The sequence below is a fragment of the Persicobacter diffluens genome (assembly GCF_036244895.1).
Taxonomy (GTDB): Bacteria; Bacteroidota; Bacteroidia; order Cytophagales; family Cyclobacteriaceae; genus Persicobacter; species Persicobacter diffluens.
The window spans coordinates 756,407-782,320 of record NZ_BQKE01000003.1 but is presented as its reverse complement, the minus strand read 5'-3'; the positions used below and the strand labels follow the sequence as shown (position 1 = coordinate 782,320).

The 25,914-nt window shown below is 40.0% G+C and carries 16 protein-coding genes and 1 pseudogene; 6 read left to right on the top strand and 11 right to left on the bottom strand.

Translation table 11 applies throughout. The features are described from left to right. Positions 1 to 6 precede the first annotated feature (6 nt). Together AAA970_RS22375 and AAA970_RS22370 are read left to right on the top strand one after the other, a co-directional pair. Entirely contained in the window at positions 7 to 1,311 is a 1,305-nt protein-coding gene (locus AAA970_RS22375; RefSeq protein WP_338239103.1) for an ATP-binding protein, read from the top strand. A gap of 26 nt (positions 1,312 to 1,337) precedes the next feature. Continuing rightward, entirely contained in the window at positions 1,338 to 3,905 is a 2,568-nt protein-coding gene (locus AAA970_RS22370; RefSeq protein ID WP_338239102.1) for a hypothetical protein, read from the top strand. 73 nt (positions 3,906 to 3,978) lie between these two features. On the opposite strand, the gene AAA970_RS22365 is transcribed toward AAA970_RS22370, so the two are convergent. Beyond that, the gene (locus AAA970_RS22365) at positions 3,979 to 5,352 is read right to left on the bottom strand and encodes a WG repeat-containing protein (RefSeq protein WP_338239101.1); all 1,374 of its coding nucleotides are present in this window, start codon (positions 5,350 to 5,352) and stop codon (positions 3,979 to 3,981) included. A 657-nt stretch (positions 5,353 to 6,009) separates the two neighbouring features. Continuing rightward, complete coding sequence (locus AAA970_RS22360; protein WP_338239100.1) at positions 6,010 to 7,581, bottom strand: cation:proton antiporter domain-containing protein; 1,572 nt, start codon at positions 7,579 to 7,581, stop codon at positions 6,010 to 6,012. Between the two features lie 656 nt (positions 7,582 to 8,237). Here AAA970_RS22360 and AAA970_RS22355 point away from each other — a divergent pair. Continuing rightward, a complete protein-coding gene (locus AAA970_RS22355) occupies positions 8,238 to 8,840 on the top strand; it encodes a sugar O-acetyltransferase (protein ID WP_338239099.1) in 603 nt (200 codons plus the stop codon). A 134-nt stretch (positions 8,841 to 8,974) separates the two neighbouring features. Here the strand turns inward: AAA970_RS22355 and AAA970_RS22350 are convergent, their stop codons facing one another. From AAA970_RS22350 to AAA970_RS22315, 8 genes are all read right to left on the bottom strand, one after another. Beyond that, positions 8,975 to 9,892, bottom strand: coding sequence for a helix-turn-helix domain-containing protein (locus AAA970_RS22350; protein WP_338239098.1), 918 nt, complete (start codon positions 9,890 to 9,892; stop codon positions 8,975 to 8,977). 151 nt (positions 9,893 to 10,043) lie between these two features. After that, complete coding sequence (locus AAA970_RS22345; RefSeq protein WP_338239097.1) at positions 10,044 to 10,598, bottom strand: hypothetical protein; 555 nt, start codon at positions 10,596 to 10,598, stop codon at positions 10,044 to 10,046. A gap of 154 nt (positions 10,599 to 10,752) precedes the next feature. Beyond that, positions 10,753 to 11,535: a hypothetical protein gene (locus AAA970_RS22340; RefSeq protein ID WP_338239096.1), complete on the bottom strand. Its 783-nt coding sequence runs from the start codon at positions 11,533 to 11,535 to the stop codon at positions 10,753 to 10,755. Positions 11,536 to 11,592: 57 nt separating this feature from the next. After that, positions 11,593 to 14,355: a TonB-dependent receptor gene (locus tag AAA970_RS22335; protein WP_338239095.1), complete on the bottom strand. Its 2,763-nt coding sequence runs from the start codon at positions 14,353 to 14,355 to the stop codon at positions 11,593 to 11,595. A 400-nt stretch (positions 14,356 to 14,755) separates the two neighbouring features. Beyond that, on the bottom strand, positions 14,756 to 17,458 hold the full coding sequence (locus AAA970_RS22330; protein WP_338239094.1) for a DEAD/DEAH box helicase: 2,703 nt from the start codon (positions 17,456 to 17,458) through the stop codon (positions 14,756 to 14,758). A 1,329-nt stretch (positions 17,459 to 18,787) separates the two neighbouring features. Then, complete coding sequence (gene corA, locus AAA970_RS22325) at positions 18,788 to 19,843, bottom strand: magnesium/cobalt transporter CorA (protein WP_338239093.1); 1,056 nt, start codon at positions 19,841 to 19,843, stop codon at positions 18,788 to 18,790. A 755-nt stretch (positions 19,844 to 20,598) separates the two neighbouring features. Beyond that, entirely contained in the window at positions 20,599 to 21,606 is a 1,008-nt protein-coding gene (locus AAA970_RS22320) for a tetratricopeptide repeat protein (RefSeq protein WP_338239092.1), read from the bottom strand. A gap of 113 nt (positions 21,607 to 21,719) precedes the next feature. Next, the gene (locus AAA970_RS22315; protein WP_338239091.1) at positions 21,720 to 22,070 is read right to left on the bottom strand and encodes a hypothetical protein; all 351 of its coding nucleotides are present in this window, start codon (positions 22,068 to 22,070) and stop codon (positions 21,720 to 21,722) included. 229 nt (positions 22,071 to 22,299) lie between these two features. Between AAA970_RS22315 and AAA970_RS22310 the strand changes: the two are divergent. Then, positions 22,300 to 22,488 (top strand): annotated as a pseudogene (locus tag AAA970_RS22310) (helix-turn-helix domain-containing protein); the annotation flags it as partial. A gap of 83 nt (positions 22,489 to 22,571) precedes the next feature. Here AAA970_RS22310 and AAA970_RS22305 read toward each other — a convergent pair. Next, entirely contained in the window at positions 22,572 to 23,468 is an 897-nt protein-coding gene (locus tag AAA970_RS22305; protein WP_338239089.1) for a tetratricopeptide repeat protein, read from the bottom strand. A 548-nt stretch (positions 23,469 to 24,016) separates the two neighbouring features. On the opposite strand from AAA970_RS22305, the gene AAA970_RS22300 reads away from it, so the two are divergent. Continuing rightward, positions 24,017 to 24,556 carry a DUF4140 domain-containing protein gene (locus tag AAA970_RS22300; protein WP_338239088.1) on the top strand — a complete coding sequence of 180 codons (540 nt, stop codon included), beginning with the start codon at positions 24,017 to 24,019 and terminating at the stop codon, positions 24,554 to 24,556. After that, positions 24,557 to 25,876 (top strand): DUF4139 domain-containing protein, encoded by a 1,320-nt coding sequence (locus tag AAA970_RS22295; protein ID WP_338239087.1) that lies wholly within the window; start codon positions 24,557 to 24,559, stop codon positions 25,874 to 25,876. Positions 25,877 to 25,914: the final 38 nt, after the last annotated feature.

The window sequence follows — 25,914 nt, the reverse complement described above, 5'->3', positions numbered from 1 at the left end:
AGATAGATGGTAACGACAACAACAACGGATTTTATAACCAGCGAATTAGCGTGGTTAGAACGGTGTATTGCACAACGAAAGTTGGCTTTAAAATCGGGACTTCCCCATTTGGGCTTCGAAGCCACGCCCTGTGAGGGAGAGGGTTTGTATGTTGATTTTATTAGGGAACATCATTTGTCTGCAGAGGAGCGACTGGTGATGATTTTGGCTTTAGCCCCTCATGTCCGCCCGGATATTATGGATCAGTTATTAGACGATCAGGGGAAATTAGCCCAATTTCGATTGATTCAATCGGCCTCCAAGGCTCAGGTATTACCTACCGCAGAAACTGCCTTGCAATTGATTGCGGGGACGGATTTATCCAGGCGGCTAAGGGTTTGTCGTTATTTTGAAGCGGAACATTTCTTTTTTCGAAAAGGGGTTTTAGATATCGTAAAATCTAAATCTACGGGTTCTCAATTTGATGGTGAGTTGCGGTTAAATGCGGATTATGTGGACTGTTTCCTGTTCAATGCCATCCGAAAGCCAAAATATTCGCCGGAATTTCCAGCGCATTTATTGCAGACCAAAATGGAGTGGGAGGATTTGATTTTAAATGACACCACTGCCGAGAAAATCAGTGAAATGCGGGATGCGATCAATCTTCATGAAACGCTAGCGGAGGAATGGGGCTTGGGTAAACATATAAAAGCGGGATATCGTGCTATTTTTTATGGTCCTTCCGGTACCGGAAAATCTTTAACAGCGACCCTCCTGGGCAAAGCACTGGGGCGAGATGTCTATCGGGTAGATCTTTCTGCTGTGATATCAAAATATATTGGGGAGACCGAAGAAAATATTGCCCGGCTGTTGAATAAATCTGAAGATAAAGGATATATTCTTTTTTTTGATGAAGGAGATGCGCTATTTGGTAGTCGTGCTAAAGATGCTCAAAACAGCAATGATCAGCATCATAATCAGTTGATCGCCTATCTTTTACAAGCTATCGAAAATTATAATGGCATCATTATTTTAGCCACCAATTTGAAAGCCAATTTGGATGAGGCTTTTGCGAGGAGATTTCAATCCAGTATTTATTTTGGAGTTCCAAAACCAGCACAGGGACTGGCATTGTGGAAGATGCTTTGGCCTGAACAGCTCAAAGCGGATGCTTCTCTTAACTTCAAAATGCTGGTCACGACCAAACCTTTTACCGCGGCCATGATTGTCCAAATTATTCAAACCCTCGCCTTGCAGGCGATTCGAAAGAATAATTTTTCGGTCGGACTTGGAGATATAAAAAGAGTCTCCGACGAATTAATGAAAAAGTAAATCATTGTTTTTATAACCCCATAGGTATGTCTCATATATTTCTTGACCGGCCAGATTTAGATTATCATTCTGAGGAGGATCAACAAACAGCTTATCAAGCGGCTTACGAGCGTGTTTCCTCAGAGCATGATGTTTCCGAGTATAAGCAATTTATATTCTTGTCGTTAGAAAATCCCTCCAGAAATGTACTTAGAAGGCAGCCCGGGGGATCGGTCATTTTCGACCTGAATCAAATGGGGAAAAATGAATTCGAAGTAAGTCTATTAGGGATTACCGAGGATTGGGCCTGGGTGCAATTTAATTATGGAGGGGAACTCCAAAGGGGCTATGTGGAGGCAGATTTAGTGTCACAGCTATTAAATGAGGTAGAGGTAAAAACCTATCGGATCATCAATAACCGGTCGGCTGTCAAAGTGAGTGCGGGTACCGGTTTTTATCAATCAGAAGGAGAAGGGAAAATCAAAACACTGGAATTTGGGGATGAGGTGTTTGTGGTTGATGTTATGCCTAATGATTGGGCGAAAGTCATTCATGACCAACAGGAGGGGTATGTGAATGTCACACATTTGGCGACCAACACACCGATGCCGGGGACAGGCGCGAAGCTATACAAAATTAAAGCGGGCGAAAGTGTGGAGCAATTGGTGAACCGGTATTTCATGACAGGGGATGATCAGGAGGACAGACGATTCTATGCCAATGTCCTTTTGTATGTGAATAATCCTACCAATCTTGAAAACCGGGGGATAGTGGTGAGGGATCAATTTGACTTATTAGAATCCCTGACTATTAATTACGATCGCTTTCATTTGAATGAAGGATATTTAATTTGGATTCCTACCAAAATTTATGCTGACAGCCTAAAGGATAAAGTTAATTCAGGTTCCTACCGTAAGGAGTTAAAAAATCAAATTGATGCTTTCAGTAGTGTTGTTGGGGAAAAAGTTGATGAATGGTGGCCGGAGGGTTTTGGCGTTTATTATGGCGCAGAAGTGGGTGCGACCTTTGCTATTCCCATAGGGGCAGATGTAAAAATGGAAACTTTTTTCTATCGAAAGAATAAGGATACGATTGCCCTTCGTAAATATGACAAGATAGCCGTTGGTTTGGATACGGGAATTAGTGCGGGTTTTCATATCGGTAATTCTACCGGCAAAAAAGGAGGTACAACATTTGGCGCACAAGCCGGGGCCAATGCAGAAGTAAAAAGGTATGGATTGGGGATGGCGGAGTTTGAATTTCCAATTCATAACGAGGGTATTTTGAGCGCTCTTTTTGCGATTTCCGGAATGAACAATAGTATGGTAGGACAGGCGGCGACCCTGTTTTTAGATGCTTTTGCGGGATCTCAGTTGAATCCCATGCATTATGTGACCAAACAAAAGCTCGCGATGGGTATCCATGCCCAGGGAAATGCGAATGTAAGTGTGGGTTTGAAGCAAGCTTCCAATGAGAAGGGGGCAGATGCTTTTGTGTCCAAGGGTTCTCATGCCGATGAACGAATGGCAGACAATTTTGGAGGTCGATGGGTGGATATGATTTTGCCCTCAAAGGGAAAGACCCGTAAGCAGACCTTCAAAGATATCTTAAAGAAAAGTGCCAATATTGGTGTAGATGTACTCCTGAGTGGAGATCTCTCTGCCGGAGTGGAATGGGAACGGAAATTGAAAGAGGAGGAGGGGCAAATGGTTCCCGAGAAGGAAGTCATGACGGTCAATTGTGAAATAGGGGTGGCGGCGATGGCAAAGGCAGATCTGTCCATTTTGGGAAGATGGGGTCCTATTTTTCAAAGAGGCTTTGGAATGAAGTTTATTTTTGATTCCAGCAAAGAGGACTATGAGACGGTTTTGTATACCGTCACCGGTGATTTTGACCTGTATGAAGGAGCGGCCTCTGAGACAGAATTATTAGGCGGGAAATCTCCGGTAGATGCCATCAAGGATATTGGTAGCCTGAACTTTGAGCGAATCTTTGATTTGATCCGTCACCTCAAATATAAAAAGCGTATTCATTTGTTGAATTGGATGCCAGGAAGCTTTAAGGCCAATGTTGCGCGTGCAAAGCAGGAGGAGAAGCAGGCATTGACGAAAAATGACTATAAAGAAAACTTTTATAATTTTGATGCTTATTTGGAGTTTGAGTTGGATTTTGGTCAGTTGGAGGAGTCGGTGATTAATGATTTAAAGCGATTTGTTCAAGTTAAGTTTTTACCATTTGTCGGTGAAAACGCAGAAACGGCTCTTTTGGAGTTTATTCAATGGATGGATAAAGGAGAATCCTCAGAATTAAATAAGTTTTTCCTTAAACCGGAAAATAATGAGTTAGATTTATTTAATTACGGCAACGTTTTGCCATCCATGATTGTCCATGCAAAATTAGGAGCGGGTGTTGCTGCTGGCGCCAATTTGTCTTTTGGGGCCAAAGTGAAATTATTTGGTGATGTTCATGGTGGTCTAATGTATCAAGTGGATGTAAGGGATGCCTTTATATCCAAATTTGAATCTCTTCTCGGACTAATATTAGCACGTAATTTTTCGACATCTGATATTCCTGATAGGATGTGCGAATTATTTGAGGGAGAGATGTTTAATTAAGGGTGTTTTAATAGTCAGCATTTTTATGCAAGTAGGGAAAAAAAGGCTGTCTCATTATATGGACAGCCTTTTTTTATTGAACAAATTCATTTCCGTTGAAGCTAACATAATAGTGCTTATCATTTTTATATACCTGTAGTAAACCGTCCTCAATAAAAAATTGTGTATCAACGGGTAATTTGTGGTATTTATTTTCTATGACAGTTTTTCCAAATAAGTCAATGATTCCGTGAAGGTTATTGCTATTATGATTTATAACTAGAAAAGGGATGTTATTTTTTGAAGAAAAACTAAATAATTTACCTGGAATGAATGTCGACTTTTGATTATTTTCAATGAAATATAATTCACATTCATCGACTGATCGGTCTATTTTTTTTATTAGTTGTAACACACCATTATTTTTTTGTGTAATGTAGATTCTATCAAATTCTGAATCCAATAGAATATTGCCTTTTCTATCTATTATACCATGCTTTGATCCCCTTTTAAGTCCAAAAACATCAAATAATTCTGGTTTGGTATAAAGAGAACCAATTCCTGCATATTTCATTTTTTTGGGGTCAATAATCATTTCATTGGTAGATATTTTAAATAAACCAGCTGAGCTTTCATAAAATTCCATCCAGTCTACTGATTTTGAAATATCTAAAGATACTACGATTAAATCATCGCCTGCAACAGTTAAATCCTTGTATTCACTTCCATCAAAAATTGTTTCTCCTTTGTTATTAATCACCAGATTTTTTCCATCCAGATTGACGACAGCCATACCAGACCTGAAACCAGGGTCTAGTCCAATACTCGTATAAATAAAGTCAGTAATAGGGCTAAAATCTTTATCCAAATACCCCACTTTCCCATTTTTCACCGCCCTATAAGAATCTCCATCATAGCAAAGAGACAATTTATCAAATTCAAAAGGAAGGAGGGTTTTGGCATTTTCATCAATGATGCCATACTTACCTTCATACTCCGCGATGTAAACGCCGGTGCTTTTATAATAAAGCGTTCTGAACCCGATTGGGATTTGCTCTTCTCCTTTGGTATTTAACGCTCCCCATTGTAAAGATCTGCCGAAAACCCTTCCCAGTCCGTTTTCATCAAAGGGCATGATTTCCTTATAGTCATAGTCCGTCAGTAATTCGCCTTTTCGATTTATGAGGGCATAAAACTGCCCATCATCGAAAGTCTTTGCTACTGCTGCAACTCCTTGCTTAAAAGGGAATGCATCCGTCCACTGAGGACTAATGATGATGTTTTTATCTTTATCGCAATATCCAAATAGATCCCCAACGCGATAGGGAATTAAGATATCATCTGCTAATTGAAAATCTTTTAAATATTCAGATTCTGAAACGAATTTGTCTTTTTCCTGTGCCATGGTGAGGGAAGTAATAAGCATCATTGCGCTTATTAAAATGCTAAGTAAAGATTGATTTTTCATATTAAAGGTAGTTCACCTCAAAGATATAAATATTTATTGAAATAGGTATTTTATACCTGCTCTTGCAGCATAGAAAGGCTAATAAACCTGTTTCTGATGGTTATTTTTTGCCCCAAACAGCTGCTACGCAAGTCGTGCAAAACCTTTTCCAACTTCCTGATAGACATTAAAAACGGATCTGCCCCATCTTTTTTGAGGCTTTCGATCTGATCTTCCTATTCCACGATGGCGGCAATTTTACCTTTAAAACCTAAGCGCATGTTTAATAGCGCATCATCTGACTGCAAATTTGAATTATTGGAAGCTATTTTGGATAATTCCGCAACACTAGCATTACTATTCTCTCACAACAATCCTTTAACGCTTCTGCAATAATCAAATTTTTGCTGCGAATTTTGGCGTTTAAACCGCTTTAAGTTGGATGGTTGTCCGAGTATATGCATCATGATGGCACATTGCTGAAAAAAAATTGTTAATCTGTTGAAATGCCTCCTTCCTTTCTGTTAGGAAGTGAATAATACCGGTCTATTTGTGCTGGCAAATTGGAGGCTATATATTCCTCACATCTCTGAAGTACTGATAAGTAATGACATCTTTCTTTCATCCAAAGTGTGCAGGCATCACTATGCTTTTCAGCTATAGTGTTTATTATGTCTGCTATGATTTTAGGGCTCCAAACTGCTCCTTCACATGGTGGGCAAAACCCTTTCCTGCTTCCCTGTAGACATTAAATACCGCATTGGCGCCTTCTTTTTGCAGGCTTTCGATTTGGTCCTCATATTCTACAATGGCGGCAATTTTGCCGGTGTAACCTATTTTTCTTAGTTGGATAGTGGCTTGGGTGTTGGCATCATGATGGGGCATGGCCAGGAGCACAGTGCCAATTTGGTTTAGATTTTCCAGTCTTTGCCAGAAGTCCTGACTGACAGCATCTCCCAGATGTACTTTTCTACCTTTTCTTTTGTGCCGTTCAATGGAATTTTCATTGATTTCAATTCCCGCTACCGTTTGATTTTGACTCATTTCCTCATATATACCGGTACCAATTCGTCCCATTCCGACGATCAGCGTTTCGGGATTCCCTATTGAAATGGGCCTTTCCATTTGATTAAATAATTCTCCTTCCTTGAGGAAGTTTTTAATCGTTAGATAAATAGTATCGTTGTATTGGTTCAGTGGGGCAGCAAAAAGGAAGGAGATGGACACGGCCAGGGCGATGGCCACTAATATCTCGGCAGGGAGCCAGCCTAGTTTTAATCCAAGTCCGCCAACAATTAATCCGAATTCACTATAATTCGTGAGGGTTATGGCAGCATATATCGATGTTCGCTTTCTGAATTTAAATAAATCAAAAAGTGTATAGTATAATACTGTTTTTATGGGCTGTAGTAGAATGAATAAAAATGCTAAGATTATGGCAGACAGGGAAAGCGCTGTAGATAAGCCAATTTGAAGGAAAAAGCAAACCAATAATAGCTCTTTTAAATTGAATAGGGATTTCGACAATTCTGAGGCCTTTTGATGCTCTGCCATGAGGATTCCTAATATTAATGCTCCTAAATCTGGTTTTAGCCCCACATACTGAAATAATCCTGCACCAAGAACAAAAGTGAGAAAGATGCCATATAATACAAGTAATTCTCCGTGTCCGACCATATCCATTATTTTATATAGGAGGGGGCGGATCAGTGGAAGCACAAAAAGACTTAGGGCCCATATTTCCGGCATTTTGCCCGAGGAAATGGTCATGAAGATTACTGCAAATATGTCCTGCATCACCAATACGCCAATGGCTAGCATGCCATAAATGGCATTCATCCCTCCTTTTTCCTGCAGTGCCTTGATGGCGAATACGGTACTGGAGAAGGAAAGCGCGAAGGCAATTAATGCCAGTTGATGGTATTGCATTCCGGATAAAATGGGCAGTCCGAAAAATTGAAGTGCGTAGAGGGCTAAGAAAAAATAAAGGGTACTGCCCAAATTATGCAATAGTGCACTTAACCAAATCTGCTTTCCCACTAACATTTTAATGTCCAGTTTCAGGCCTATACTGAAAAGAAGAATGGTAACTCCGGTATCTGCCATCCACTGGATATATTCATTGCTTTCAAAGCCCAGGGCATGAAGAATAAAACCAGCGATTAGAAAACCGACCAAGGGAGGGAATTTTGATTTAAAGGAAAGCAGACCGGCCGTGAATGTGGTAAATATAAGGATGATGTTCTCCATGAAAAGGGGATTGATTAAAGGACTAATATAGTCATTTGAATTTATACTTTTTGAGTCAAATGATAATCTGTTACTGGATAGGTATTTTTCTCCATGGGCTTTAGGTAGCTAAAATAGGCATGCTTAAAACCTTGTTATCAAACCCGTATTATCCAGCCGCTAATTCCAATTAATGGGAGTGAATTGGGACTATTTCCGCCCTATTGATTTTTCATTATGAATTTTAAATTTTTAAACGACCTAAAAATCTTCTTTTAGTTACAAGCCGATAACAAAGAATAGATAGTGGTCTTTTGCCATTATTTTTCCATGAAGCGGGTTAAGGTGGAGACCACAATTTTGGCTAAAATAGGTTGAAAAAATAATCAGGAATTGCACCTTCCGTGCGATGAAAATAAGGCCTCGTAAGTCTTATTGACTCTGGTGTTGCATAAATCGGTTTAAATCTGTTTATATTATAAGTGCGTGTTTATCAGTACAACTCCGGCTGCAAATTCGAATTGTTGGAAATGCTTTTGATTCATTTTTCAACGATAGCGATGCTATTCTCTCCTAATAATTGGGTGTCGCTTCTGCAATAATTAAATTTTCGCTGGGAATTTAGGCTTTTAATCACGCTCTAAAGGAAATAAAAATCGGTAATGATGAAAGGGGATATGAAAAACAGAATGAAAGAGGGACTGGCTTATCAAGCAGGTGATGGGGAACTGGTAGCTGATCGTCTGGCAGCCAGGAAAGTGGTGCATGCCTTTAATGGCTCTTCGCCCGAGGAGGAAGAAAAACGGAAAGACTTATTAAAAAGTTTATTGCATCCCGAATCTGAAATTCCCTTTATTGAACCGCCTTTCCGTTGTGATTATGGCTATCAAATCCGCATAGGAAAACACTTTTTTGCCAATTTTAATTTGGTGATTCTGGATGTGGCTCCGGTAACTTTTGGGGATCATGTTTTTATTGGTCCGAATGTCGGGATTTATACCGCGGGCCATCCGCTTGATGCTGATTTACGAAATGCTGAATGGGAGCATGGGGATGCAATTGAGGTGGGAAATAATGTGTGGATAGGTGGTCATGTGGTGATCTGCCCCGGCGTGACGATAGGGGATAATACGGTGATCGGGGCAGGGGCTGTGGTGACCAAAAGTCTTCCCGAAAATGTAGTAGCTGCAGGGAATCCCTGTAAAGTTATTCGAGAAATCAGTGCAGAGGATCGGGACCAATATATTGCACTACGGTTTCCCGATGGGGAAATAGGCTAAGTATAGATTTTACGATTAAATTGGGTTCGCTTTAATAGCTTATGTTTGTTCACTTATCTAGAGAGCAAAATGCAGATTTTTTATATGGGAAGATAAGGGGCGGAAAAGCTCGCCCTTTTCGAGGAGGGTTTCTGCTAAATCAAGCCGCCATCCCGATAATGAGCAGGGGTCATTCCTGTTTTACTTTTAAAGAGTCTGCTGAAATAGTGGGGGTAGTTAAAGCCGAGCGTGTAAGCGATTCCACTGATAGAGTCTCGACTATTGAGGAGCATTGTTTTGGCTTTCTCAATGATAAAATCATTAATGTGATCTTTAGCGGTTCTTCCCGTTTCCTTTTTGAGTAAATCACTCAGATAATTAGGGGAAAGGTTGACTTGTTCTGCACAGTATTGGATGGTAGGTTGCCCTAGTTCCGCGATCTTTTCCTGCTCGAAATAATCATTTAGGATATGCTCTACCGAGGAGACTACATCTGAATTTTCTGCCGCCCGCGTGTTGAATTGCCGGTCATAATAACGCGAGCAGTAACTCAACATCAAGTCGAGATTATTAACCAATACCTGTTCGGAATGAGCATCTATCCGACCATCAATTTCTTCCTGTATTTTTGTGACACAATCCGTCAGGGTTTTCCTTTCCTGATCGGAAAGGTGCAGAGCTTCATGATTATCGTAATGGAAAAAGTTATACTTGGTAATATTTTGCCCGAGTGGGTATTTACGGATCAGGTCCGGATGGAACACCAGCATCCAACCACTTTCTCCTGCGACTTTTCCCATTTCTACAGTGGCGGCCATCACTTGTTGAGGTGCTGTGAATACCAAAACTCCATCGGCAAAATCATAATGTTTTCGTCCATAGCGCATGCCACAACGGCGGTCCTTCAGGCCGATATAATACATATCATACATGAATTTTTGTCCCACCATTTCCTTGGTAATCTCCACCTGGGAAGGATCCAGAATGGTGATCAAAGGGTGTTTGGCCGGTGCATAGTGGATGATCTGATGCAATTCACTGATGGATTTTATATGTATTATTCCTTCGCTCATACCGATGTCTTTTGTGCAATAAAGCCATTATTGCTGATTTTGACTAACACAATTAACGTCAGAAGGAACACTTTTTCAGGAATGGGAATTCATTTAACATAATGCGAGGTAGGGGGTATTCAAAAAGGGATGAAGCACATCCCCTGAATTGTTACATTAATTTTCTACCTTTTACTTTTCTACTGGCTTTTTGAGAAGAAGATTTTTCATCAGGCTTAATCATAAGATCTGCATTGGAGCCTTCCATAACCTGATAAAGGTTTTCGCCATAATTGATTTCCTGAAGGCCTTTTTCTTTAAAAACCAACCAACCTTCCTGATCGGCTATTTTGTAGGCGGTTTTGGCTTTATCGCCCCAGAATCTAATATTTAGACTATCATCAGTATCGAATGAAATTAAAACCCAATTGCCATTATCCTGAATGCAAACACCGGGAGTTTTTTTCGGGATGGTGATGGTTTCCACCATTTTACCCTCTTTTATTTTAATTTTTCCCTTAGCGGTGGCCATCTGGGTAGAGGAGATGGTAGATTGTAGCACAATCTTTTCGTTATTATAAAACTGAATATCTTTTAAATCACCCCCAGCAGCTTCAATTTTTTCCCGGTAGGCCTGGGTAAATTTTGAAGTGGAACTACAAGAAGAAAATAACATACAAGATCCTACCGCCATTGCGCCCAGGTAGGAGAATAATAACTTTTTCATCAGCACTCTTAGTCTATTTATTCTTTGATGGATGCAAATATCTATTAAATTTATGGAGTTTGCACGTTGATTAACGGATATTTTTCAAAATACTGTTTGAAGTAAAGATAAAAATGCATATTAAAAAAGCATGAGTAATACTCATGCTTCATGTTTACCAATTAATTTTGGTTTTGATCACCTCCCGGGTCTTTTTATTGATGCCCCAGAGTATGGTGGGATCGGATTCATCAAAAGCAATTCCCTGACCGCGAATAGGGGAGGGAATGGTTTTTTCCCAAACCAGTTCGGAGCCCATTTTAGGAAAGGATAAAATGTATAGTTCCTCGTGATGATGATGGGTGGCGAGAATTTTTCCATTTTCCATAAAGATGCCACCAGAAATAGAGTAGGGAGTGACGCGCTCTACTAAAGCCTGAGGTAATACCCAACCTTCAAGGCGACGCCATTCGGTATCGTATTTTACTAATTGGGTCCAGCTCACGTCTCGATTGGTTTGCATTTTACCCTCATTGGCATAATGTGCAAACATGACATAATAGTGGCCTTCATGAAAATCTATCCAGGTACAAGAACCATTTTCAATGCCAAAGCTATGGCTATCGATATGTTGCATCGTCTTTGGATCAAATATTTCAATGGAGGAATGCATGGGGATTTCCGGATAATTGGAGTGAGCGCAATATAACTTGCCATCCTTAATCACCGCAGAATTCATGTGGTGAAGGCCCTCTTCATTCCAGCGACTCACTTCAGCTCCATCTGTTTTTTGGCGTTTGACAATTTGGGCATTATCCACTACATAAAAATGGTCCTGATCCGCCGCTACTGCCTGCCTTGCTTCAGGCGCCTGGTATCTTTTTAATTCCGTATTGCTTTGCGCTACAGCTATGGTTCCTAAAGCGATGGTCGCTATTGTTAAAATTATTTTTTTCATAAATTAAAATGGGAGACAGTCTTTACTGCCTCCCGATCCCATATAATAATTGGTAGATTAGAATTCAAAACGAGCACCCACCGTAATGGTTGGTCCGTACTGTTCGGTTTGGTGCAAAATATGCCCTGCCTGATAAGGGTTTCCAAATACTTCTCTTTCCATCTGATTCGTCAGGTTGTTCATCTGAGTGAAGACGGTAAAGTTATTATTGAAGGTATAGGCAGCGGATAAATCTAAGTGGAACTGCTGAGAAAAATAGACATCTCTTTCTTCACGATCTGCCATTTCAATAAGCAGTGGCGCACGGTAGTTTCCGGATAAAGAGATCATTAAGCCATTGTTTGGATTATCATAGGTTAAGCCAAGGTTGAATATATCTCTTGGAGAATTACCCATGCGTGTCTTACGGATGATCGGGTCTCCCACTACCAGGTTGCCGTCATCGTCGATGGAATTACCGTCACGGATAATGGTTTGCTCTGACCAGGTGAAAGTGTAGTTGGCCATTACGGACATCCACTGAATCACCGGAGTACCGGAGTCAATGAATTTTTTGGAATAAGCCACTTCAAAACCAAATAGTCTGGCCTGATCCGCATTGACTGGTTTAGAGATCTCCCATGGTAGTCCGTCTACCATATGATATTCCTTGGTCGAAACGATTTGACCGTCAATGAATTTGGCAAAAGCACCTGCGGTGAAATAACCCATATTGGAAGTGTATTTCTCGAAAATGATGTCCAGGTTGGTCGCTGTAGCAGGCTTCAGGTCCGGATTGGAGATGGACATTGTACGACCTTCTTCATCAATGACCTCTCGTGGAATAAGGCTGGTAAATGAAGGGCGTGCGATGCCCTGCGTTACGGCTGCTTTTAAACTGGTTTTGCTGTCAAAACGATAGACGGCATTAATGGAGGGCAGGATGTTCATATAAGACGAACGATCATCCAATGTTTGCACAAATTCACCATCGTCATATTCATCAAAGATATAGTGGTTAGTGGTGTGCTCAAATCGTGCACCAATTAAGGTATTGAATTTGGATGTCCAAGGAAGATCGGCCATTAAATAGGAGGCATTAATCATTTCCGCCGCATAATAATTATTATTCAGTACGGAATTAGTCGTTTTAAATTCTCCTAGTGGTAAATCATGAAATGCCTGATCACGGAAAGTTATGCCTTCATAAAAGAAGTCCGGGACATAAATATTGATATCTTCTGTCGGGTCTGCCGTATGGCGATAAGCTGTCTTATCTTTTGATTTATGCCACATTTTGTATCCCCCCTGAAGGAAGGTTCTGCTTCCCATAAAATCAAAAGGTATTTTGGCATTAGCTACGAAAGAATTATCGGTTTCAAGATTATAACTTTCATCAATACGAACACCCTGTTTTTGGCCTACACCGCCGCCCATGCTCAATGGAACATCTGTTGCGATGGGTGTTTTAGCCATTAAATCCCAGGGATTTAGGCCCGCAATATCATTCACGTTCAAATCTCTTCCGAAATAGTATTGGGTACCATCCGGCTCTGTAACAGCGGTGCGGATATGGCTGTATTTGTAGTCAAATTCCAAACCGTTATTGAATTTATGCTCTCCGCCGATTTGATATACATCCATTTGGGTTTGCTTCAATCGGTTTTGTACTTCTCTTACTTCGTCGTAATCAGTGATCATTCCACCATCTATTTGGTCACCCTCTTCATCCAAACGGCGGAAGTTAAAGTCTGCTCTTCGGCGGATACGGTGATCCTGATAATGATTTCTGCTATAACTTGCCCGAATGACGTGGTTATCATTAAAGCGGTAGTCAGTGGCGGCGCTATAACCATATCTTACCCGGTGCACGTCATAATCATTGTAACGCTTTTGGGTTAAGGAGTCCGCATCATCAATCAGGTATTGGTTAAGTTCGGTACCTCGGTTGGTTTGGTAATAAGATCCATTCACCAATACCCCTAATTTGTTATCGAAAAAACGATTTCCAATAAACATATTGTGCTGCTGCAGTCCTAATCCATGTCCGGCATTATACTCATCGACGTGGAAGTTTTTACCGCCGGAGGTAGACGCTTTAATGGTCAACTGTTCCGGTGCATCTTTCATGGTAAAGTTCACCGCACCACCAATGGCACCCCCGTCCATATCCGGAGTAAGTGTTTTCTTTACTTCAATATTGTCCATCAAATCTGCTGCAAGGAAATCCAGTGAACCTCCACGTGAATCTTCTCCACCAGGCATTGGCGTTCCATTGACCTGCATTTGGTTATATTCGGAAGAAATCCCTCGAATCTGGATCCCTGCCCCCTCACCGCGGTTACGGTCAATCGAAATACCGGGAATTCTTTGTAGCGCTTCCGCACCATTTCTGTCCGGCATGGTCCCGAATTGCTCAGAGGACACCACATTTTTAATAGAAATGGAGTTCATTTGCTCATTCAATGCTTTGGCCTGACCGCGGGAAGCGTCGCCATAAACCATTACGCCATCCAGCTGCATGACATTTTCTTCCATGGCCACCTCCAGGGTGGTGGTTTGTCCGGCAGTGACCGTACAGGCTAATTCGGTATCTTCATAACCAATATAGTGAGCAATTAAGGTATAGTTTCCTTCCGGAATACCACCCATAGAGAACTTGCCGGAAATATCTGAAACGGTATTGAATTTGGTGTCTTTCAAATAGATCTGCGCAAAGGATAATTCATTTTTTTGCGCATCCGTCAATCGCCCGCTAATGCGGCCTAACTCTTGCGCCCAAGCCATATTCCCCATAACCATCAAGGTCATGAACAACATAAGATTGTAAACTTTATTCATTCTACTAATAAATGTGGTGTGTTAAGCGTTATTGCTTATTTGCCACAAAAGTAGATCGCTAATATTATTTGGAAGCGATATGGAAATTACCCTTCGGTATTCAAAAAATGAAGAAAGGATTGGGGCGTTTAATGTCCGTGCAATAAGTTGAGGGATTTATAATTTTTAGTATAAAACAGCTAAAGTTTTTGCAATATTTTTATTTTGAATTCAAACAAAGTAAGAAGAATAGACGCATCTAATGTTTTCTATGTTATGTGCATATTACGCTGTGTTTATTGATATGGAATTATAATAGTCACTCCTCAAATTATCTAATCAAAAAGGACGAATTGAGCGCTGTTTGATCATTTTTCCTTTTGGAATTAATTTTATTTTAAATTTTGATTTTCATCAGTCATTATGGAGTAATTGTTTTCCGTAATCGGCTAATGACATCTGCCTTGTTTTTGTTCCAATAACTATATTGAAGTGGGAATACTTTTATTCCACTTCTTTCCAGTGTTTTATAACGCTCCATTGAAAAGGCTCCTTGATAATCCCCAGGATAACCTATTAAGTCAATAAAGACCGCCTGTTTTGGGCTAATCCATAATATATCCAATAGCATTCCAGCTAGCGGATAAGCCATTTTGGCTTCTCCCAGTTGGTTTTTACTGATGGCAGTCGCTACCTCTAATTGGAAGGCATCATGTGCTTCGGTTTCTTCCTGTTGATATTTGTAATTATTTAAAAAGGATATATAGGGCTTGATGTAGTTTTCTCCTTTAATAGATTGTGGATCAAATGATTGAAATATATATTGAAATGATTTTGCTCGGGTGATGCCCACATTCAAGACTTCCGCTTTTCCGGCATGCTGGAATGCCGCAGCATGGCTCTGATTGCAAAGGCCGAAAGAAAAAAGGATGATGTCTCGCTCTGATCCCTGAAAGTGAAAGGGCGTTCCACAAAATATTTGAAACTTTTTTATGGTTTCTAATTCAAAATTATTTTTAAGCAATTTATTGAGGAAGACCACCTGACTGTTAAATGGTGAAATAATGCCGAAAGAAGGGGGCTGTTTTTCATTTTGATATTTTTGCACCAATGCTTTTAGTTCCTGGATCAATGCTTCCGCTTCTTTTTCATTCACTCCTTTTTCGTTTCGATGGCCATCGGTTCGGATGATGGCCCATTGCGCATTTTGGCTGAATTCCGGAGTGGACCTGATCACTTTTAATGCGCCCTCATAAAAAGCCTCATTACTGAAATTAATCAGAGAGGGAGTAGACCGAAAATGTTCCCGCAGAAAGCTGACCTGCTCTTGTTGTTGAGCTTTTGAAATGAATAAGTCCAAAATACTTCTATTCCGGAAATCATAGATTTTTTCATTGGGGATATTGAATTTCTCCCGAAGCTGAAATTGTTGCATTTGAGAAATGAAAGAATAATGTCTTAACTGGTAGGGGTCGCCCACCACTACCGCTTTTTTGGCCCTGTAAAGTGCAGGAAGAGCGGAAGCGACATCGCATTGGGTGGCTTCATCGATGATGACTAAATCGAATAAATCGGGCTGTAAAGGTAAAACACCATTGAGTTCATTTAAATGGGCAAGCCATAGCGGGAATATCTTAAGCATCTTTTGGTGATCGATTTTTTCCACCCTTTCTTTATAATCCGTAAAGCTTTGGCTATCGATCGCATCATAGAATGCTGATATTGATTTTCGATATTTATTGACATTGGCTGATTGGGTGCGTCGAATTTTTTCTTTTGAATATTGCCCAATATCCTTTTCTAATTGAGCAGTAACTTTAGCGCTGGCCTCTAAAATTTCCCATATTTCAGTATGGTTCCTAAAATTATTTCTCCACCACCACTTTTGGATTTTTTCCTTAGTAGACAATTTTTCTGAAAAACTTAAAGATCCCAACTTTTGCTCTCGGTCAGTAATGCGCTCAAATTTTTCCTCAAGTTGCTGCAAAGTGGCAGATTGCTGTTCCAGTTTTGTGGCATGGATATGGCTTCCCCGGGATTGATGAATGCCATTTAAACATTTGCGTAGTTTAGCTTTTAAACTGGATTTATATTGGTGGCCCGAGGTGTGAATTAAATAGTCTTTCAAATCATAATCAGAAATCATCATCTGTCGAATTACTTCAACCGCATGTTTAGATTTGGAAACCACCAGGACAGACTGGTTTTTCATGATCGCATTGGCCACTATGGCGGTAATGGTATAACTTTTTCCCGTTCCGGGAGGGCCAATGATAATGGAGTTATGAAATTGTTGGCTGTTTTTTAAGGCCTGCTGTTGCTCTACATTTAGTCGGAAGTCGTAAATGGACGGACCGGTGGTAGCCTTAGTGGAGGGATTTGTTAAAAGGTCATTTAAACAATTATTATAAGCCTTTTTTTGAATCATCTGCTCCAAATCAAAACCGATTCTTAGCGCATTCTGAGATTTTTCGACCAATAGGGTACCGGCTGCCGGAATGAGGGTAAATTCATTTTCCTGTGGATTTTGCTCTTTGAAAAACTTTCGAATCTTACCTTCATTCCAAACTCTTGGAAATAGCAATAGCTCGCTGGAATGAATATTATGAAAGTATTCCTCCAGTAAAAGTCTAAGGTCTGCATGAAAATCAGGCTTCGGAACTAAAGCCAGTATTTTTTCCGCAATCTCCCCCTTTGAAATATTCTCATTTTTCAGGATGAACTGGTGAAGCAGACTGCGATTGACTTGCGGATTATCCCGATCAATTGATATAAAGTATCCTTCTTCTGTAAGGGAAATACTGGCAGGGAAAAGAATTAAAGGGGCACAAAGCCGGTTGTCCCTGCTTATACTATTTTCCTGCTTGCTTAATACATAACATAGACCATAGAACAACTCCTTTTCCAAGGCTTCCAGTGTCAATGTTTTTTGCAAAGATTCTGCGTAGCGGGAATCATAAGGAAAGACAGGGTAGCGGTCCACAAACAATGCCTCCTTTTCTTTAACGAACCAGTTGTATTTATATTTGCTGGCAAAGATATTCTCTATTTTATTGCCTTGGTGATTGAGTTGATGACAGGCATTAAAATAGCCGAAGAAATCCTGAGGAAGGGCTTGTGACATTCTGCTGAAATGAGATGATGACCTAAAATTCTTGCGCGAAGTTAATAGCTGAAAGTATTTTAATGCAGGGAAACCTTCATTTTATTAATGTATATTATCATTGGTCGTACAAAGGAGGATGCATTCTCAGGAAGTTGCTTAACATAATGCACATTTTTTCAAATACACTAAGTTCTATATTTCTAATGGCTAGCACTAATAAGGTGTCCAGCATCAGACTTTTACGAGAGCAGCCTTCAAGGCCTGAGTATTATAGAGCGTGTTTAAATCCGCACCATCAGACTCCAAATTCGAATTATTGGAAGTGATTTTGGATAATTTCTCAATAATAGCGCTGCTATTCTCTCAAAATAATCGGGTATCGCTTCTGCAATACTTCAAATTTGCGTGACGAATTATGGCTTTTAAACACGCCCTTTGCCTGAAAAATAGCTGCTTAATATCAGGTGGGATAAATGAAAGAATAGCGTGCTCTTTCGAGTTTTTTGTACGAAGCAGATGATAGAGGAGCGGGTAGGTTTAGCCAGATTAGGCTTATCAAAAATCACAAAAAGCCTACAATTGGCATAATTTCCTCCCCTGTCAGTGTGTAATGAAAGGTTGGGGAATATATCTAATCCGAGTATGGAAAACTCCAAAGTATGGAGAACATAGCAGTAGGCTCGTGAGCTGAAAATTGCGAATGAAAATAAGGCCAGTCTGATTTCAGATATGCAGCAGTCTCATTTGCCTTTTGGAGATAGTATACCTTCGCTAAATTTTGGTGCTCAAAAAGTAAATTTTGTATCCCTCCAAAGAAATTAGGGTAAAGGAAATTGTCCATTTTTGACATTTCAAATTCGGCTAAAGCGATCCATATCGTCCGATTCCCAGCTGCCCACGAGTCTGTGATCAAGTACCACTTTGCCTGAATGATCAATGATGATCATTTGAAAAATTCCAGAGGGGGGAAGTGATACCGTGGTGTATTTTGCTAAGGGTAATTAGTTAACCCAATAAATGATTTTTGAGCCTTTCTCACTATTTCCAAAGAAATCGCCTCCAATGTCATTGTTGGACTTCATGTTGTCCGCTATCTCATTCAAATATAAGTCTTAGAATTCATTTGAATGGATGGGTTAATAATTATAAGGTTTTAAACTTTTCAGGAGGGTACTAATGATGGGTGTTGGTCTGGATTAAGTGGAGTTTGAAAAGATGAAGTTGATGAACGGAGTTCTGGTTTTTTGGGGTCTTGGCGCGAACACTAAAACCAGGCTTTGTGTGGATTAATTTTGGTAAAGTTGAGGCCGCATGAAAGCGGCGGCATTATTATCCTTTGGTTATCGGTTAAAAGTATTTTTTGCGTATGAAATAATACAGCATGCCCACGGTCATGAAAAACATCAAGCCTAAAATTCCAAAGTAGCCCCATTTTAAATTTAATTCGGGCATATAGGAGAAATTCATTCCATAAATACCGGCGATAAAAGTAAGCGGAATAAAGATGGTCGCCACGATGGTAAGGGTTTTCATGACCTGATTCATGCGGTGTCCCTGTATGGAAAAGAATAAATTGGAAATACTTTCTAATTTCATTTCCATCCGCTCACAGTTGTCAGACAACGAAAGATAGTTGTCTTGAATTTCGTAATAATACTTGATGTTTTTATCCAGTATCGATTTGAATTTTTCTCTTTCCAGCCGGGCGACAAAGTCCCGAAATGGGGAGATGTTTTTTCGGATCAGGTGAATCTTGTTCCGGAATTTTTCAATGGTATTGATGATATCCGGGGAGGGGTCTTTGCTGATATCCAGCCGTCCTATTTGATCAAGTTCGGCATCCATTCGGGCCACTTCCTGAAAATAGTTGTCCATGATGGCCTCCATCAATAAAAATAAAAGATAGTCAACGCCCCGTTCTCTGACAATACCGAGATGCTTATGAAGGCGCTCACGGATATGCTGAAAATGATCTCCCTGTCTTTCCTGAAATGAAATCAGGACGTTTTTATTTAAGACAAAGCTTAATTGTTCCTGTTCCAGCGACCAATCTTTTGAAGGCAGGGTGGATTTTAGATTGAAAAACCAAAAATCATTATAATCCTGTACTTTAGGTCTTTGGTATACATCTAAAATATCCTGAATATATAATTCGTGTATATGCAAGGCGTTCCCAATCTGTTTTATTTTGTCAACCTCATGTATCCCATGAATATTCAGCCAATAATAATGATCATCCTCCGGAAATCCGGAAAAATCCCGGAGGTCAAAGTCTTTATATTCAATCAATTCCTTGTCGTTATATTTGAATAGCTGAATACTTGTTTTTTCTAATATTTTTTTTCCGGTAAATATCGGGGTGGAGGGGTTTACTTTTTTCCGATTGAGTATTTTGGGAATCATAATATAGGGCGACTTTTTTATCAATATATGTAAAAAATAGTAGGCGGTGAGCGATTAGGCCTAATTTTTTGTTGGCCGTACTGCTCCGAAGAAAAGGAATTGGAAACTTATGAAGCCTTATGTATAAAATTCGAAGCACGGTACCCCCGGGCCAGGGATGGAGGCGGAGGCGTAGCCGGTTGTGGAGCTCTTTTCCGGTTGACTGGTCTTTGGGAGTTTTTTTGGTTTTTCTGCCGGAAAAAGCGACCGCCGAGAGCCCGGTGCGCATTGCGCAGGCCCCAGAAAAGTGAATGGAGTCAGGAAAATCATAAAGGTCCAATTTTTTGGCTTTACCAATCCCGCTGATCCTTTCTTTACGGTTATCATCTGCAATTAGCATAAGGCAAATTCCGGAGAGGGTAAATGGGACCGGCATTGTATTTTGCTAAGGGTAAATAGTGAACCCATTCCAAGATTTCGGCTCCTTCTGTTGTATTTCCATTTTAGTTATAATTAGTTTTAGTAATGCCCCCAAGCTTGTTCAAACAGGAAGCAGAGGGTTGTTTGGAAGTAGTTTAATTTGTGAGGGTTTCATCTTTGTCGGAGCTTGGAATTCATTGGAGGTAGGAGACGGAATGGAGTTAGAATAGGATAAGCTGATGGGCGGCCCCTCTTGTGGTTTTGGGTCTTAGCAGAGACGCTAAGACCAGAGAGAAAATTTAATAAAAAAAAATGGGTATATTGTTTTTGCTAAGAGCGACTGGTTGTATCAAATTTTATTTAGAAAACCATTCTTCAAATTTTTTAAAGTCATCCGGATGTTCGTCGATCCATTGGAAGATTTCCTCACCTATGCTGAGTGAAATATAATAGCTATAGATTTCCGTTAAATCCTCCTTGGCCAAATCATGAAAGAAAGGAACATAAAAGGACCACATGAAATCCTGCTGTTCTTTTTTTAATTCTCCCAGAATTTTAAAAATTTGGTCATTGTTGGCTGAAAATAATTCCAGTGGGGTTTTGCCCTCCTTCTTCTCCTGTATATTCGTAGCAGCGGTCAGGCTGATCATCATTTCGGCAGCGGAAAATTCAGATTGCTCCCTTATGGGAATGCTGATATTGATATTTTGCTCCGAAGTTTGCTGCACCCCGAAATTAAGCAGGCGGTTAAGGGTGCCGTATTCGACCTTAGCCCGATCTGTATTAGGTTCCAAAAGCAGGAAATAATACAGCGGCAGCATGGCTTTGATGCGTTCCCCACTTTTTTCCATGATTTTACTTAGGATCAGGTGACTGCTTGCATGTGAAGGGTTGTTATTGATTGCTTTTATGGCGGATTGCTTTGCTTTGCTCATTTCTCCCTGATTGTAACAGGTCAGCGCATGGTTATAAGAAAGCAAATAGTGATCATTATCCTGCATTCCCTTTTCATACGCTTTGATGGCTTTTTGCGCTTTGCCCTGCATGTCCAAAGCGGTACCGTAATTCATATAGCCATGTAATACATATTCATCATTACTTTTGATGACTTTCTTACTGTATTTTTCTGCCTTTTTATAATCCTCCAGCGATAAATAGGTTAGGGAGAGCTCGTAATTAGCCAGGCTGGAGGCGGGGTCTATCTTTAATGCTTTTTGATAAAATTCAATGGCTCTTTCGTATTCCCCTTCATCGTGAAAGGCAATACCTTGTTTAATCAATTCGATCAGGGAGGAATCCTGACCGTAGTTTAGAAATGGGCACCCCAGGAGGAGCATGCTGAGGATCAAAAAAAATCTATTCATTGGAAGGTTAATTATGCCGAAAATCGTGGACTTAGGGTGACGTTTTCGGCTGTATAAAAAAAAAGTAATATCGAAAAAGATAATAAGTTAATGGCAGAATAATGAATAGGTATTTATCTACCAGTAATGCCGGCCAAGGCCAGAACCGTTATGAGGCAACCATAAATACAAAAAAACAGCAAGTATTGATCATGCTCATATTGGGAATCCGTTCCAGGAGAAAGGTTAGGAAATTTCTTTTTGATGGAGGAGGGGGCCTTGAAATAATGATAACCACTCACCCACATAAATGAGGTAATCGCCAACATTAATAGGTTAAAACCACTAAACAAAAAGGCCTTGAGGTAGGCCGTTTGGTAGGTGGTGACATTCAGCCAGCATTGTCCTGCAATGATAAAAAGGAGGGAAGGGATCATGATGGCCTTTCGGTATTGTCGGAAATAAAAAAGTAGGGTATCTACCATATTTGACAAGCTCAGTTAAAATACGAATATTTAAATGCTAATTTGCAGAAAATAGTATAAAAAACCTCAGCAGAAAATTCAATGTAGGTTTAATATGGACAACTATTTAAAAAATTATTTTCCTTATTCTTCGATCAGATCAATCGTTAAGCTTTTCAATAAGCCGGTATACTGATTGCTTTGAAAGTAAAGGTGTCTTTTTCCTGGCCCTGTTTTTTTTAATACTTGTTTTGGCATGCTTGTTTTGAAATTCTTCAATTTACACTGGCTGGAGGAAGCTCACCGGCAGGTAAAATACTCCGGGAAAAACCTGGTGGAGATCGGGACTGACTTGGGTTATTTGATCCAGGCTCATTTCAGTAACGCTTTTAAAAAGCAATTTGGGCTTAGTCCAAAGGCCTTCAGAGAGAAAGGTTAATTCGCTTTGATGCAAGGCCCAAAAAGCGGAAAGAGAAAATGTATGCACTATTCTTGGGCGAAAAGGTGCATGGCCACTGGCTACTAATCGGACTCAAGGTCATTTTCTATCTTGTCATTTTCTTGTATTTCGATTTTGACCTCATGCAATTCGCTAAGCTCTTGTACTTTATCATCCATTTTATTTTTTATTAATTGGGCTACTGACATTTGAATCACATCTTGACAATCCTGAAACCAGGGGTGGTTGGGATCCGGATATCTTTTATGGGCTTGTAAGGCATGAGCCAATGCCATTTCCCATTTTTCTTGTAAAAGCGCCATGGACGCAACCCCAAAATACCCTTCCGGACTGTCCGGATGATAATCAATGATTTTTTGATAAGTGGAAATGGAATATTCAGGCTTATCCATCATGCGATAGCAAACGGCTAAATTTTGTAAGGAAATAATCCCCTTTGGGTCAATTTCCAATGCCTTTTTGTAGTACTTTGATGCTTTTTTAAATTTATTCATTCGGCGGTAACAAATGGCCAGATGATCCCATGCCCATGCAAATTCCGGATCCAGTTTGACCGCCTTTTTTAAAAGTGGAATGGCTTTTTGAAAGGAAGCAAGTTCCATTTCTAAATTCGCCTTTTCGTACAATAATTTCGCCTGAGGATGACTACTTTGTCCCAAGGGTGCTTTTGGCGAAAGGATATCCTGAACAATGGAACATCGGCTAATCAGTATTTCCTGTACATTTTGGGCCAAAAGTTGCACTTTATTTACCGAGGCCATTTTTTCAAGTTCCTCTTCCTCTTGCAAAATTTTTACGCTGGCCTGTCCGAATAATAATTGAAATTGTTGATCAAGTTCTTCAGCGCTTTCTACTCCTTTTAGTTCGGCACATATTTGATCGGCAATTTTCTGCTCTACCTTTTGTGCGATAAGCGGAGTGGTAATAAATAGCAATATAAGAGCGTAAATCTTTTGCATAGGTGAGTTTTCTGGTAAACTATGAATAAGCAAATAAAACATTATATAATCAAATCATAGATAGCGGTTCGGGACTTACTTTCCACATTAGCTCCGTTAAACTCATTATTTTTTAAAATTAAGTGTTCGGAAATAAATTCTTTTATTAAAGCACGCTAATTCCTGCATCAGGGCTGGCGAAAAAGCGAAAACAGGTGGTAAAGGCTATCAAAAAGTAGGAGTTCACCATTTGATTTTCAAAATATCTTCCCGCAATCATATCCGGTAACAATTAGGTATTTTATGAAATCCGATAACAGATTTGGGTCCTTTTCCATGCATCCGATAGCGCTACTTACTCCTTGTAAAATTCGCCATAAAGGGGAGCATATGAAAATAAATGCACGAAAAGGCCAATATTGCTTTGTGGGAAAGTATTGATTATATGTTTTTTTGAAAATATAATATGTAAACTGATTTTAGTAATACTTTTTTTGATTTAAAAGTACTATTTAGAGGAATTATAAAACTTTTTGATAAGTTCCTATGAGATACCTTTTTAGCCTATTTTGCTTGCTTTCCTTTCCTCTTATGCCCTAGATGCTAAGGAAATTGAGGTGAAATCCAATATACAGGAAGTCACCGTTTTTGTAGAAAATGCACAAGTCTTCCGGAAGGCAAGTAAAGAACTTCCTGCCGGTGATATTCTCCTGAAATGGACAGGTCTCAGTAAAACCATTGAAGCGAAAACGCTTAACTTTAGAGCCAGGGGCGCAATATCCGTCAAGAGTGTGAATCATTTTCAAAATTATCTTTCGGATAAAACCAACCCTCAGGAAGAGGCTGCCTTGCTGAAAAAACGACATGCCCTGCAACAACAAATGCGAGAGGAAGAAGTCCACTTGAAGGTGATTAAGGAAGAACTGGATTTTCTTCGGGCTAATAGGCAAATGGGCGGGAGTCAGGGGATTACCGCGGAGGGTTTTTCAACGGTGGCGCCCTATTATTCAGAAAGAATGAAATCGCTTATTTTCGAGGAGGAAAGTCGCTCGAAGAAATATGAACAATTCAAGAAGGAAAGTAAATTGCTTTTGAAGCAGTTAGATTAAATGAGTCGTCCTTCCGGGAGTATTTCCGGGGAAGTATGGGTAAGGCTGCATTCCGATAAAGCGCAGAAAATTCAGATGGAGCTGGATTATATCGTAAAAGGCGCCAGTTGGTTTCCTACTTATGATATTAAAGCCGAAAGTATTGAAAAACCTATTGAGTTACGTTATAAGGCCAATATTCAGCAAAATACCGGCGTAGACTGGTCCAAAGTTAAACTGACGCTTTCTTCCGGTGATCCTTCATTATCGAATCAACTACCGGAACTAAAAACCTATTTTCTGGATTATAATAGAACTGCACCCCAATATAATAAGGAGATCAGCAAGGTTTCTGGTATTGTCAGGGATCAAGATAATAAACCGCTGCCCGGAGCGAGTGTCCGAGTAAAAGGTAGCACTATTAGCAGTATTTCTGATATCAATGGTTACTATCAAATAACGCTACCTCAAAATGCCAGGGAGCTGGAGGTGAAGTTTATCGGTTATGAGCCCAATGTAAGGAGGATCAATGCTGAGCGGATGGATTTTAAAATGATGGAAGATGTACAGGCCTTGGAGGAAGTGGTGGTGGTTGGGTATGGGACTCCTTCCCAAGGGCAATTGGCCGGTGCTGTGAGTGGAATTAATATCCGTAAATCATCCTCAGAAACTTCACGCAAAAAGGCTAAAGCGTCCAATATAAAAATGGAAGATAGTGCACAGGAGAGAAGTATTCATCTGGAATATACACTTACGAAACCCTATTCCCTGAAGTCTGATAACTCGAAGTTAACGGTCGATATGGTGACTTATGAATTACCCGTGGAATTTCAATATCATGCGGTCCCTAAATTAGATCCAAATGCCTTTTTGATCGCCAGAATGTACAATTGGGAACAATATAATTTTATGCCAGGGGAGGCGAGCCTTTATTTTGAGCATACTTTTATTGGTACGACGGTATTGGATACACAATTTGCAAAAGATACCCTGGAGTTTTCCCTGGGGCGTGACAAAAGCATATTTATAGAAAGGAAAGCCGTTTCGCCGAAATCCACTAAAAAAGTGTTTAACGCCAGAAAGCAGGAATTAAGGGATTGGGATATCTCGGTAAAAAATAATAAAAGGCAAGACATTACACTTTATCTGAAAGATCAAATTCCTGTTTCTCAGTCTTCGGAAATTGAAGTGGAATTACTGGACAAATCCGGGGCAAAAATGAACCCTGAGAATGGGGTGTTACAGTGGGAACTTAAATTGGCGGCAGGGAAAAGTAAAGATTTAAAAGTAAAATATGTTGCAAAATTCCATACAGCTAGACATTTTTGCCTAAAAACGTAAAAAGCGAATCAACAATAGTAACTTTGGGTTCCAACGCC